This window comes from Clostridium sartagoforme AAU1 (assembly GCF_000401215.1).
Lineage (GTDB): Bacteria > Bacillota > Clostridia > Clostridiales > Clostridiaceae > Clostridium > Clostridium sartagoforme.
The window spans coordinates 1-12,593 of sequence record NZ_ASRV01000144.1 but is presented as its reverse complement, the minus strand read 5'-3'; the positions used below and the strand labels follow the sequence as shown (position 1 = coordinate 12,593).

Here is a 12,593-nt window from a genome sequence, read left to right as displayed (position 1 = left end):
CGCAATTTAAATCAATGGTTTTATAGTTGATAATATGTAAATAAAAAGATATACTATAATAAGTAAAAATAAATAGGAGGTTACGTAGAATGGCTAATGTTTTAGACGAGTTATTAGATCGTGGATACATAAAGCAATTCACTCATGAAGATGAAACAAGAGAATTGCTAGAAAAGGAGAAAATAACTTTTTATATAGGATTTGATCCAACAGCTGATAGTTTACATGTTGGACATTTTATTGCGTTAATGTTTATGGCACATATGCAAAAAGCAGGACATAGACCAATAGCGCTTCTTGGTGGTGGAACAGCAATGGTAGGAGATCCATCAGGCAAGACTGATATGAGAACAATGCTTACGAAAGAACAAATTCAACATAATGTGGATTCAATAAAAAAACAAATGGAAAGATTTATAGATTTTTCTGATGATAAAGCAATATTAGTTAATAATGCAGATTGGTTATTAAATTTAAATTATGTAGATTTCTTAAGAGAAGTTGGAGTTCACTTTTCAGTAAATAGAATGCTTACAGCAGAATGTTTTAAACAAAGATTGGAAAAAGGACTTTCTTTCTTAGAGTTTAATTATATGCTAATGCAAGGATACGATTTCTACGTACTAAATCAAAAGTATGGCTGTAAAATGCAATTAGGTGGAGATGACCAATGGTCAAATATGATTGCTGGGGTAGAATTAGTTAGAAGAAAGGCTCAAGCTCAATCAATGGCAATGACTTGTTCTTTATTAACTAATAGCCAAGGTCAAAAAATGGGAAAAACAGTGGGGGGAGCTTTATGGCTTGATCCAAATAAAACTTCACCATTTGATTTTTATCAATACTGGAGAAATGTAGATGATGCAGATGTAGAAAAATGCTTATCATTATTAACATTTGTTCCAATGGATGAAGTAAGAGAAATATGTTCTGTTGAAGGAGCAGCTATAAACGAAGCTAAAAAGCGTCTTGCTTTTGAAGTTACAAAACTAGTTCATGGAGAAGAAGAAGCAACTAAAGCTAAAAATGCTGCTGAAGCTTTATTCTCTGGTGGAGTTGACATGAGCAATGTTCCTACAGTAACAATAAGTAAAGAAAAATTAGGTGTAAGCTTATTAGATATAATGGCTGAAAATAAAATAGTTCCATCTAAAGCAGAAGGAAGAAGACTAATCCAACAAGGTGGCTTATCAATAAATGGAGAAAAAGTAACTGAAGTTACCAGAACTTTGGAAGAGTCAGATTTAGAAGATGGTTCAGCACTTCTTAAAAGGGGAAAGAAAAACTACAATAAGATAGTTGTAGAATAAATTAAATAATGATTAAAAAAGCTATTAATATAACCCTTATTTAAAGTTTAGGCTTTAGATAAGTATTAATATTAATAGCTTTTATATATGTTTAAAGAAGCAATTAATATAGTATAAGATTAAAAGTATATATTAATTGTGATTTTTTATTAAAGGTAGCTTTATGGTTGAAATTATTTCATCACCATTATCTAAGGTTATTATGCCATCATGGTCTTTTATTATTTCTTTGCATAAATATAATCCTAGTCCTGTACTAGATAAATCAGATGAATCATTAGACTTAACAAAGGGTTCAAATATATGCTCAAATATATATTCTGGAATAGGAAGAGATTCATTTATTACATCAATAATATAAAAATCATTACAAACATAAGAATTAAGAATTATTGTGGAATTTTCAATAGAGTATTTTATCGCATTATCAAGTAGATTTATCAAAACTTCTTTAATTTTGTTTGGCTTTATAGAAACACTACCACTTTCTATAATAGAATATATTCCAAAATTATATTTTTCAGCTTTAATACTCATATCTGAACAAATGGCTTTAATCAAAGGTGCAATATCCATATTAATAAACTCATCATTTATAGAAGATAACCCCTTTGAAATATTTATTATTTCAAGAACTAGTTTATTTAATCGTTGGCTTTCAGAGTATATTCTATCAAGAGCTCGAGCTTTAAATTCTTCATCATCAACTATATTTTCTATCATCATTTCAGAATATCCAATAATAGATGTAAGTGGAGTTTTAAGTTCATGAGTTACAGTGTCAAAAAATATTTTTCTACTTAAGGCCAATTTTTCAACCTTTTCTTTTTCCTTTTCTATATCTAATATTTGTTCTTGAATTTTTGTTTTCATATTAATAAATTCTTTTGATAATATAGATATTTCATCATTTCCTTCTACATTTATATTTATATCATAATTTCCTTCACTTAACTTTTTAGAAGCAGAAGTTAGTGTTTCTATAGGGCTAACTATTTTATTTGTAAGCCTATAGGAAATAGTAAATATAAAAATAATAAGAAATATTTCAATTAATGTCAAAGTGTTAGTAGCTTTTTTATAGTCAATAAGTAAAGGTGTGTAATCTTTAGTTAAATTTATGATTCCTAGATAAGATTTGTTTATTATTAAAGGATATGAAAGCACTCCAGTAAGAGAATTATTATTATATTTTATATTAACTATAGTTTTTCCATCCTTTACTTCCTTTAGGTTATTAGAAAATTCAATAGGGTTTTCTAATAAATTAGTAGCAATTGAATTACCATTAACATCGCATATTTGAATTTGACTTTCATAATTTAATGAAATATATTCTATTAGATAATCAGCTTCTTGAACTAAAGCCTTATCTTTAAAGATATAATCTCGTATAGATAGAGTATATTTTATTGATTCTCTTGTACTTTTCATAACTTCTTTTAGTGAATTTGTAATTGAATTTTCCATATTACTTTTTAGAATTTTTCTAACAGAAATATTAAGAGATAGTCCGAGAAAAATCATAGTAATAGTTATTATTAAAGTGAACTTATATTTTAGTTTCATAATTTACCTCATAATGTATCCCACAGAAAATACTGTTTCAATTATTGATGCTTCATTAGGCGTGTCCAATTTACTTCTAAGCCTTCTTATATGAATGTCCACTGTCCTTATATCCCCATCATAAGAAAATTCCCAAACATTATCTATAAGTTGTTCCCTTGAAAAGACTTTATTTCTATTTTGGACAAAAAACTCTAAAAGTTCATATTCCTTAGGTTTAAGTTGAATAACCTTATCATTTTTTAAAACTGTTCTATTTTTAAAGTTAATCATGATATCTTTATTTATATTAATGAAGAGAGTGTTAGATTCAGAAGATGATTTTTCTATTCTTCTGAAAACAGCTTTTATTCTACTTAATACTTCTTTTATATGAAATGGCTTGGTTATATAATCATCGGCTCCAAGTTCTAGACCTAATACCTTATCAACAACATCGTTTTTAGCTGTAAGGATTATTATAGGAATAGAGCATTTAGAACTTATATCTTTACATAAATCAAAGCCGCTTCCATCAGGTAAATTTAAGTCAAGTAAAATTAAATCAGGTAAATTTATATTTAAATACTCCTTAGCTTCGTTTAAAGTGAAAGTACTGTAAGAATTATATCCTTCAGATTTTAATGCGTAAAATAATATGTCATTTATAGATTTATCATCTTCAATAATAAGTATTTTATTAGCCATATAGTCTTCTCCTTTAATGTTATATATTTAATTATATGGAATAATTTACAATATTCAAGTGGACTTATATAAGTTTTGAGTGATTTAGAGCGAAATGAGATTATAGGCAAACTTATATAAGTCCACTTTCTTAATGATACTAGTTTAATTTTTAAGGTGTATATTGCCTATAGATAGAATATACAACATTATTTTTCAGTTCAATCCAACATAAAGTTCCTCTATTAGTTAATATGGTGTTATCATCAATAACAAGATCTCCTATATCCATTGGATTTCTTAAACCTATATAATCTTTAAAGTTATCAAATGAGGCTATTAGATTTATAGAAGAATTTCCAGGATAATCACGATTTAAACCTAAAGTTTCAACAAAGTCGTGGTGCAATAATTGAAAACTACAGTCATTAGATAATTCATAGGTGGTTATTGTGCTATAGTCATTTTTTATATAGTAGCCATCCGGAAGATAGAATTCTTCAGTGATTTCAATAATTGGAATATCTTTTCTATCTTTAAATGCCTCTTGTAAAGATAGATCTTTAGTTATATAGAAGCCAACTAAATCAACATCAATATAAGTTTTACCATTGGTGGTGTAGATATTTTCTATGCACCCTATTTGTTTATCATAAACAACTTCGGGAACAGTTAAAGTAACTTTTATCTTCCTGCCATATTCTTCATTAAAACCATAGTATTCAAAGGTTCCGCTATTACTTGTATCGACTTTAGCATAATCCCATTTTATAGGTAAAGTAATTGATTGATCATTTATTACTGCAGTTACGTTCTTAGGAAAATAATACTCGGAATTTTGTTCAACTTTATCATTAATATTAATTACATCAAATTTAGATGAGATTTCTTCAGCTACTTTTTTCATATTTTCAGCATCTACATTATTAGAAATAGCAGTTTTAGTTATAAAATAAGCATCATCTAATCTATTTGCGTCTAAATAAATATCTTTAATTTCTAAATATAAGTCTTTATTTGATTTATCTAATTCAATGGCTTTATTGTAATAAGCGCTAGCTTCATCATATTTTTTATCATTAAAAAGCTTTGTTCCATTATTTATAAGTTCAGTTACTTCATTTTCTTCAACTAAAATTTCTTCTTCAGTATTATTGGAAACAGTTACCTTTTTGCTTGTGGCAGTGCAAGCAAATAGTGAAATACTTAGTATTAAAAAAGTTGCAGTGATAGTCAGTTTTATAAATTTATTATTCATTATAGATTCTCCTTTAAGATTATTATTATGGAAGATATTGTTCAGAAATTTTAAAGATAGAACCATTTTTTATATCAACCCAAACAAGTAATATTCTTGCGTTATTATTCTTAGTATCGTTAAATGCTTTTAAAAAGTCGGTATAAGAAATATTTACTAATGTCCCTCTAGTTTCATAATTTTCAAGATTTATGGTGGCAGAACATAAAGAATATATACAATCATCAGATATAGGATAACTAGTAATAGCACTAGAGCTATTTCTTATCCAAACTGGGGCTGGCAAAAAATATTCTCCATTTTCATCAATTCCAGCTTTTCCATCTTTAATTGCTTCCCTAAGAGCTTCTTCTCTGCCTAAATAAAATTCAACTAAATCTAAATTAATATATAATTGTCCATTTTCTTTATAAAAGTCTTTTACCCATCCTATTTGCTTATCATAAACATTTTCTAAAATAGTAATATTCATTATTACTTTTCGTCCATATTCTTCATTAAAACCTTCATATTTAAATGTGCCTAAACTTTCTGTATCAACAATTTCATTATCCCAGGTTATAGGAATTTGCACTGAGTCTCCAAGTATCGTTATATTAGCATTTTTAGGTAGAGCATAATTGCTATATTGATATATGGAAGAAGTTAAGTTAATCACTTCAAACTTAGATGATATTTCTTTTAATAATAATTTCATGTTTTCAATATCAACATTATTAGATATTGCTGATTTAACAATGTTATAGGCTTCATCTAACTTGTTTATAGATATATATTTATCTTTTATTCTTAAATAGGTATCCTTATTTGTTTTATCAAGAGAGATAGCCTTGCTAAAATTTTCTTTAGCTTCTTCAAGTTTTCCTTCATCTAAAAGTTTTTCACCAGCTGTTATAGATTTTATAATTTCACTTTCTTCTAAGGAAATTTCATTTTCTGTATTTTCACTTAAAGTAATTTTTTTAGATGTATTGCTACAAGATAAAACAGTTAGTGGAATACATGTAATAATTAAAAATAATAATTTTTTTATAATAGATAATTTCATTTTTTTAACCTCCAAATATTTCTATATTTTTATAGTACTCTTAAGAGATTTCTAAAGATAATAATAATATTTCCAACTTATTTCCAAAACTATTTCTATTAAGAAAGTCTCTTATACATTCGATATTATAAATAATATATAAGTGTTTACGGGGTGAAGATATGCCAGGAGTATTTAATGTAGGGAATAACTATAATATTAATAATAAAAGAATATCTAGTAAGTTAACCTTTGATACTGGTGAAAAGTTTTCTGGGAAGATAATAAAAAAAGAAGGAAGTAATGAAGCAACCATAAAATTAATAGATGGATGGGAATTTTCAGCAGAAATAGATGGAGATATGGACTCTTTAGACAAGGGATTACAAAGATTTCAAGTTGAGGGTTTTGAAGGCGGAAAGTTAAAATTAAAGGTTATCGGGAAAAATGTCAATGGAGAAGAAACTTCTCAAAGTGAATTAAAGGAAATACTTTCAAAATTAGGATTAAAAAAAGAAGATATTAAATTAGTAAAATCAATGATAAATTTTGAAATTCCACTTACTAAGGAAAATATAAGAGAAATTAAAGGGCTAATTCAGTTTTTAGATAAAATACAAGAAGATCCAAAAGAAATAGAAGAGTTTGTAAATAAATACTTAATGGGAAAAGGGATATCTCAAAATAGTGAAGAGGGAAGCAAAATAAATAATATTTTAAAGGAATTTTTAAGCGAATTTAAAACTTTATCTAAAGAAGATATTTTATTATTTTTTGAAAATGATATAGAATTTACTAAAGAAAATATAAAGGGATATAATGATATATTTAAAGGAAAAGAAAATATATCAAAATTACTTGATGATATTTCAAGTTCTTTATCTAAATCGAAGGAAGAAATATTAACTAATGAAGTTATGTCAAATAGTGCAAAAGAGAAAATTACACAAGAGGTAAGTGAAGAAAATTTAAATTTTAAAATGAATGGTAATATAAAAAAATCAGAGGTACAAGAAGATTTGGGTGAAGCACTTACACCTAAATTAGATGTACAGGAAAATAATGAAAAAGAATCCAACACAAATAATAAATTAGCGAATGATGTATATCAAAAAAGAGATATATTATCTTCTAAAGTTAGCGTACTATCTTTATTAAGATCACTTTCAGGACAAAATGAGGACCTTATTAATATTTCTCTAAAAGATATATTAAATAATAGAAGAATGGAGTTTACAAGCAATGAATTTGATAGAACTTTAAACTCTATAAATTCATTAAAACCAGAAGAATTTATATCTATGATTAAAGATACTATATTTCAATTTAATGAAATTGGGGCAAAGGATATTGTAGATGATTTTAATAATTATTTAAATAAGAGTAATAATGAAGCTTTAGGGATAATAGGAGCTTTAGACTTAAGTAAAGGGGAACTAGAAAAGGTTCTTTCAAGCGTTATGGGAAAAGGTATAACTTTAACGGAAGAAGAGTTTTTTAAATTAAAGGATATTATAAATTTGAAACATCAAGAAATTACAGAAGTGGAATTAAATAATACAGATAAAAGTATAACGAAAGAGAATTTAGAAAACTTAAATAATGATATTAGTGGCAAAGTTTCACAAGAAGTCAATGGTAATAAGGAACAAATAAATCCCAATAATATATTAAGCAAAAATCTAAATAATAATATTCCAACAAAAAATTTAGTGGAATCCTCATTAAATAAAGGAGCAGAAGAAAATAAAGAAATAATTAAAGATATAATTTCTAATATAAAGGGTGATTCTATTGTTTCAGAAAAAGTGTTAGATATTATAAAAAACAATATAAATAATATAAAAATATTTAATAAAATAAGTTCAGAATATTATTATGCAGATATTCCTGTAAATATAAGGGAGAGAGAATACCCTTGTAAGATAATTGTAAAAGATAATAGAAAAGAAGGAAAAAGAATAGATAGCACAAATGTTAAAATGGTAATTACAATTGATACTAAAACTTTAGGTATAGTAGATGGATATATGAAAGTTTTAGATAAAAAATAGATATAGATTTAAAATGTGAAGAAAAGTTTGTAAAGATAATAGATATAGCAAAGACTAAATTAGTCAATAATATTAAAGATTTAGGATTTTTAGTTGAAGTTAAAGTTTCGAAGAAAGAAGAAGAAGTATCATTAACAACATGTAGAGAATTCTTTAGCTCAGCATCAGGAATATCTATAGATAGGAGAGTCTAGTTAAAGATCCTAGGAGGAAATTATGAAATCAAGAAAGAAAGCGGCAGCATTAAAATATGAAGAAAATTTGATGGCACCTACTGTTACAGCAAGTGGAATGGGGCATATTGCAGATAAAATAATTGAAAAAGCTGAAGAAAATGATGTTCCAATAGTGTATAATAAAGAATTGACAGATTTGCTTTGCAATGTGGATATAGGAGATTATATACCTTCTGAGCTTTATGAAGCTGTAGCACATATTATAGCTTATGTTGCAGATTTAGATAAGTAATAGAAGAATATTAAGCATTCAATGCCAAGAAATTTATGTCGGAAAGGTGAGTAAGTAAATGGCCTTATACGCTATTTCAGATCTTCATCTTGCTTTTACAACAGATAAACCTATGGATATATTTGGATCAAAATGGTTGAAGCATGATGAAAAAATAAAAGAAAATTGGATAAATAAAATTACAGATGAAGACATGGTTCTTATAGCAGGAGATATATCATGGTCAATGAGAGCAAATGAAAGCAAGGTTGACTTAGATTGGATAGATAAATTACCAGGGAAAAAGATTATATCAAAAGGAAATCATGACTATTGGTGGAGTGGAATATCAAAGCTTAATAACATGTATGAAAATACAAAATTTCTTCAAAATAATTTTTATACATATGAAGACTATGCAATTTGTGGTTCAAGGGGATGGATATTAGAAGGAAGCGATAAATTTACAGAAAAAGATAAAAAAATATTCCATAGAGAACTTATAAGGCTAAGGCTTTCATTAGATAAAGCTAAAGAATATGGATATGAAAAAATAATAGTAATGATACATTATCCGCCAATGAATGAAAAAAGAGAAGAATCAGCTTTCACAGAATTATTCAAGGAATATAATGTAGAAAAAGTTATATATGGACATTTACATGGGCCTTCATTATCTAATGTAGTTAATGAAGAACATGAAGGGATAGAATATATAATGACATCTTGTGATTTTTTAAATTTCGATCCAAAGAGAATAGTATAGAAGATAGGGCTGCCCAATGGCAGCTCTTTTTATTTTCTAAATACTAGTTAAAAAACTAACAAATTTTTTTATATATGTGCTTAGAGTTATTGACATTCAATATCAATTGAGTATAATTATAGATATAGAAAATACTGTAAGGGGGAAATGATGTGACTATATACAATATGAAAGTTGGTCAATCTGGTATAGTTAAAGAAATATTAGGAGATCCTAGATTAGCAAAAAGGCTAATGGCTCTAGGCTGTGTGAAGGGGACACCGATAGAGATAAAACTAGTAGCACCTCTTGGAGATCCTATGTTAATATCTTTTAGAGGTTTTGATTTAGCAATTAGAAAAAGAGATGCAAAAATATATATTTAAATGTATAAGGAGTGGGGGATATGATAAATGCAGCATTAATAGGTAATCCTAATACAGGAAAAACCTCAGTGTTTAATGCTTTAACAGGTTCAAAACAATATGTAGGAAATTGGCCTGGAGTAACTATAGACAAAAAATACGGATTTATGAATAAGGATATAAAAATAGTTGATTTACCAGGTATATATGCTATGGATACTTATTCTAATGAAGAAAAAATAGCAAGAGCTTATTTAGAAAATGAAGATGTAGATGTAATAATTAATGTGGTAGACTCAACAAATTTAGAGAGAAATTTATACTTAACAACTCAATTAATGCAATTTAATAAGCCAATAGTGATACTTCTAAATATGATAGATATAGCTAAAAAAAGAGGACTAGATATTGATTATAGCAAATTAGAAAAAGAATTTGGAGTTACTATATTACCTATATCAGCAAAAACAAAAGAAGGTTTAGATAATATAGAAGAAGTAATAAAGAAATCAAAAGAAATTACACCAAATTATACAATGTCTTTTAAAACAGAAAAAGAAGCATATTCATATATAGATAAAGCTATAAGTAAAAGTTCAAAAGGAAAAGGAAATTCTAAATATATAGGTGAAAAAATAGATAAACTAGTACTTAATCCAATCCTTGCTTACCCAATATTTTTATTAGCACTATTTTTAATTTTTAAATTTACATTCAGTTGGTTTGGACAACCTTTAGCAGATGGATTAGATGCTTTTGTAGCTGACACTTTTACACCTTTTGTAGAAGGATTATTGGAAAATTCCTCAATATGGTTTAGCTCTTTAATTCTTGATGGAGTTGTAGCAGGTGTTGGAGGAGTAATAGTATTCTTCCCAATAGTATTTGCTCTTTTCCTAGGAATATCATTCTTAGAAGATAGTGGATATATGTCAAGAGTTGCTTTCCTTATGGATAGAATAATGAGAAAGATAGGATTATCAGGAAAAGCATTTATTCCTATAATAATGGGCTTTGGATGTTCTGCACCAGCTATAATGGCAACAAGAACATTAGAAAGTGAAAAGGATAGAAAAATGACTGCATTAATAGCACCATTGGTATCTTGTGGAGCACGTTTACCAGTATATGCTTTATTCGCATCAATATTCTTTAGTACCAATCAAGAGTTAGTGGTAATGGGAATTTATCTTTTGGGAATAGTTATAGCTATCCTAGTTGGATTACTATTTAAAAATACATTGTTTAAAAAAGATGAACAACCATTTATTTTAGAATTACCAGAATATAAACTTCCAAGTTTAAAAAGTATAATATTAAATGCTTGGGATAAATCAAAAGGATTTATAGTTAGAGCAGGAACATTAATTTTTGCAGTTTCAATAGTAGTATGGTTCTTAACTTACTTCAATATGAGTGGGTATACAGATGAGATAAGCACAAGTTTCTTTGCAAAACTTGGAGGTATAGTAGCTCCAATATTTAAGCCTCTAGGATTTGGAACTTGGGAAGCAGGAGTATCAATATTAACTGGACTTGCTGCAAAAGAAGTTATTATAGGAACTATGGAAATTGTTTATGGGGATTTAGCACTTATATTACCAACAGTGTTTACAAGCATAACAGCTTTAACTTTCTTAGTTTTCGTATCTTTATATACTCCATGCTTTGCAGTTATTGGAGTTATGAGAAAAGAATATGGGAATAAAATGATGACTATATCAATAGTATATCAATTTGTTTTAGCATGGGTAGGTGCATACTTATTTAGATTTATAGCGACTCTTGTTACGGGCGGATTAACAGCAAGCTATGTAATACAATTTTTAGTATTTGTAGCAATAGTTGCATTAGCAATTTTAATGCTTATTAAGTATTTTGATAAGGATTCAGTAGGTGAGGCAGCTCATTTGACAAAATAAATATAAATATGAATAGGCTATATTAATCAGTTATATATAGCCTATTTTTTGATTTTTTACCTTATCCAGAAAAAGGACATATGTAAGTTTAGATTAAGAAAACTTACATATGTCCTTTTTATAAACAAATTCATTATGAAAATAGTTACAATGCATAATAAAGTAAATATTGACAAAACTATAATTATATTATAATATCTAATTGATAATGAAAATCAATATTAACAAAACGAATAAAAAGTGAATTTAATATAAAAATCATTAATTATTAAAGAGGTGTTATGGTATGGAAAAGGTTGAATTTTATAAAAGCTTACAAAGTATGGAGGATAGAGAAGCTATAAAAATTTTTAGTATATAATAGTTCTCTAGTAATAGCAGGTGTAAAACCTTCAGTTACTTTAACAATAAAAAAATCTCCAGAAAACACATATGAAAGTTGGATAAAATATGGAAAAGATTTTTTAGAAAATATAAATTTAAAATCACTTTGTTTAAGAGAAGAAAAAAACGCCTCAATAATATTGGTATACAATGAAAATATACTTAAAGAGCATATTTTAAAAAAAGAAAATATAGAATTTTTAAATATGCTAGGTTATAAAAAAGAAGACAGTATTTATGAATATGTTAAGCAGTTAAAGGAAAGATATCAAGAGTTTAATTGTCCACATGAGCTAGGTATTTTTTTAGGAATTCCAATTGATGATGTAAAAGATTTTATGGAATGTAGCAGTAAGAGGTGTTTAGGTTGTGGATATTGGAAAGTCTACAGTAATTATGAAGAGGCTAAGAGAGTTTTTAAAAACTATGATGAAATTAGAGAAAAAACTATGAAAAATATAATGAATGGAACTCCAATAGATAAAATAATTAGAAATATAAGTTTTTATAATTATAACCAAATATATATTTAAATAGAAGGAAGGAAGGTATAAATGAGTATAGTTGTAGTTGGGGGACATGATAGAATGAGTAGAGAATATCTTGATGTCTGTAAAAAATATAATTGCAAAGCAAAAATATTTACACAAATGAAAGCTGGACTTAATGATAAAATAGGGAGTCCAGATGTAATAATATTATTTACTAATGTAGTTTCTCATAAAATGGTTAGAAAGGCGAAAAAAGAAGCAGACAGGAAAAATATAAAAATAATAAATAATCATAATAGCACAGTTCACTCTTTAGAGGAAATAATAAGAAATATAATATAAGATTTATTTTGCG

General features: G+C 26.8%; 12 protein-coding genes. 8 read left to right on the top strand and 4 right to left on the bottom strand.

The features are described 5' to 3' along the window. Nucleotides 1-89: 89 nt before the first annotated feature. Nucleotides 90-1,310 carry a tyrosine--tRNA ligase gene (tyrS, locus tag A500_RS11360; protein ID WP_016207732.1) on the top strand — a complete coding sequence of 407 codons (1,221 nt, stop codon included), beginning with the start codon at nt 90-92 and terminating at the stop codon, nt 1,308-1,310. Between the two features lie 132 nt (nt 1,311-1,442). On the opposite strand, the gene A500_RS11355 is transcribed toward tyrS, so the two are convergent. From A500_RS11355 to A500_RS11340, 4 genes are all read right to left on the bottom strand, one after another. Continuing rightward, the gene (locus A500_RS11355; protein WP_016207731.1) at nt 1,443-2,879 is read right to left on the bottom strand and encodes a HAMP domain-containing sensor histidine kinase; all 1,437 of its coding nucleotides are present in this window, start codon (nt 2,877-2,879) and stop codon (nt 1,443-1,445) included. Between the two features lie 3 nt (nt 2,880-2,882). Beyond that, on the bottom strand, nt 2,883-3,566 hold the full coding sequence (locus A500_RS11350; protein ID WP_016207730.1) for a response regulator transcription factor: 684 nt from the start codon (nt 3,564-3,566) through the stop codon (nt 2,883-2,885). A gap of 151 nt (nt 3,567-3,717) precedes the next feature. After that, the gene (locus A500_RS11345) at nt 3,718-4,803 is read right to left on the bottom strand and encodes a tetratricopeptide repeat protein (protein ID WP_016207729.1); all 1,086 of its coding nucleotides are present in this window, start codon (nt 4,801-4,803) and stop codon (nt 3,718-3,720) included. 25 nt (nt 4,804-4,828) lie between these two features. Further along, nucleotides 4,829-5,851, bottom strand: coding sequence for a tetratricopeptide repeat protein (locus tag A500_RS11340; RefSeq protein WP_016207728.1), 1,023 nt, complete (start codon nt 5,849-5,851; stop codon nt 4,829-4,831). Nucleotides 5,852-6,012: 161 nt separating this feature from the next. Between A500_RS11340 and A500_RS19525 the strand changes: the two genes are divergently transcribed. From A500_RS19525 to A500_RS11305, 7 genes are all read left to right on the top strand, one after another. Further along, the gene (locus A500_RS19525) at nt 6,013-7,884 is read left to right on the top strand and encodes a PC4/YdbC family ssDNA-binding protein (RefSeq protein ID WP_016207727.1); all 1,872 of its coding nucleotides are present in this window, start codon (nt 6,013-6,015) and stop codon (nt 7,882-7,884) included. 216 nt (nt 7,885-8,100) lie between these two features. Beyond that, nucleotides 8,101-8,352: an EscU/YscU/HrcU family type III secretion system export apparatus switch protein gene (locus tag A500_RS11330; RefSeq protein ID WP_016207726.1), complete on the top strand. Its 252-nt coding sequence runs from the start codon at nt 8,101-8,103 to the stop codon at nt 8,350-8,352. Nucleotides 8,353-8,410: 58 nt separating this feature from the next. Continuing rightward, nucleotides 8,411-9,097: a metallophosphoesterase gene (locus tag A500_RS11325; protein WP_016207725.1), complete on the top strand. Its 687-nt coding sequence runs from the start codon at nt 8,411-8,413 to the stop codon at nt 9,095-9,097. A gap of 152 nt (nt 9,098-9,249) precedes the next feature. Beyond that, nucleotides 9,250-9,462 carry a FeoA family protein gene (locus A500_RS11320; RefSeq protein WP_016207724.1) on the top strand — a complete coding sequence of 71 codons (213 nt, stop codon included), beginning with the start codon at nt 9,250-9,252 and terminating at the stop codon, nt 9,460-9,462. A 20-nt stretch (nt 9,463-9,482) separates the two neighbouring features. After that, a complete protein-coding gene (gene feoB, locus A500_RS11315) occupies nt 9,483-11,363 on the top strand; it encodes a ferrous iron transport protein B (protein WP_016207723.1) in 1,881 nt (626 codons plus the stop codon). A 374-nt stretch (nt 11,364-11,737) separates the two neighbouring features. Continuing rightward, on the top strand, nt 11,738-12,280 hold the full coding sequence (locus tag A500_RS11310; RefSeq protein WP_341349953.1) for a DUF3793 family protein: 543 nt from the start codon (nt 11,738-11,740) through the stop codon (nt 12,278-12,280). Nucleotides 12,281-12,301: 21 nt separating this feature from the next. Further along, nucleotides 12,302-12,580 carry a DUF2325 domain-containing protein gene (locus A500_RS11305; protein ID WP_016207721.1) on the top strand — a complete coding sequence of 93 codons (279 nt, stop codon included), beginning with the start codon at nt 12,302-12,304 and terminating at the stop codon, nt 12,578-12,580. Nucleotides 12,581-12,593: the final 13 nt, after the last annotated feature.

Coding starts and splice junctions, on each gene's coding strand:
- tyrS (WP_016207732.1), top strand. CDS start 90: ATGGCTAATGTTTTAGACGAGTTATTAGATCGTGGATACATAAAGCAA.
- A500_RS11355 (WP_016207731.1), bottom strand. CDS start 2,879: ATGAAACTAAAATATAAGTTCACTTTAATAATAACTATTACTATGATT.
- A500_RS11350 (WP_016207730.1), bottom strand. CDS start 3,566: ATGGCTAATAAAATACTTATTATTGAAGATGATAAATCTATAAATGAC.
- A500_RS11345 (WP_016207729.1), bottom strand. CDS start 4,803: ATGAATAATAAATTTATAAAACTGACTATCACTGCAACTTTTTTAATA.
- A500_RS11340 (WP_016207728.1), bottom strand. CDS start 5,851: ATGAAATTATCTATTATAAAAAAATTATTATTTTTAATTATTACATGT.
- A500_RS19525 (WP_016207727.1), top strand. CDS start 6,013: ATGCCAGGAGTATTTAATGTAGGGAATAACTATAATATTAATAATAAA.
- A500_RS11330 (WP_016207726.1), top strand. CDS start 8,101: ATGAAATCAAGAAAGAAAGCGGCAGCATTAAAATATGAAGAAAATTTG.
- A500_RS11325 (WP_016207725.1), top strand. CDS start 8,411: ATGGCCTTATACGCTATTTCAGATCTTCATCTTGCTTTTACAACAGAT.
- feoB (WP_016207723.1), top strand. CDS start 9,483: ATGATAAATGCAGCATTAATAGGTAATCCTAATACAGGAAAAACCTCA.
- A500_RS11305 (WP_016207721.1), top strand. CDS start 12,302: ATGAGTATAGTTGTAGTTGGGGGACATGATAGAATGAGTAGAGAATAT.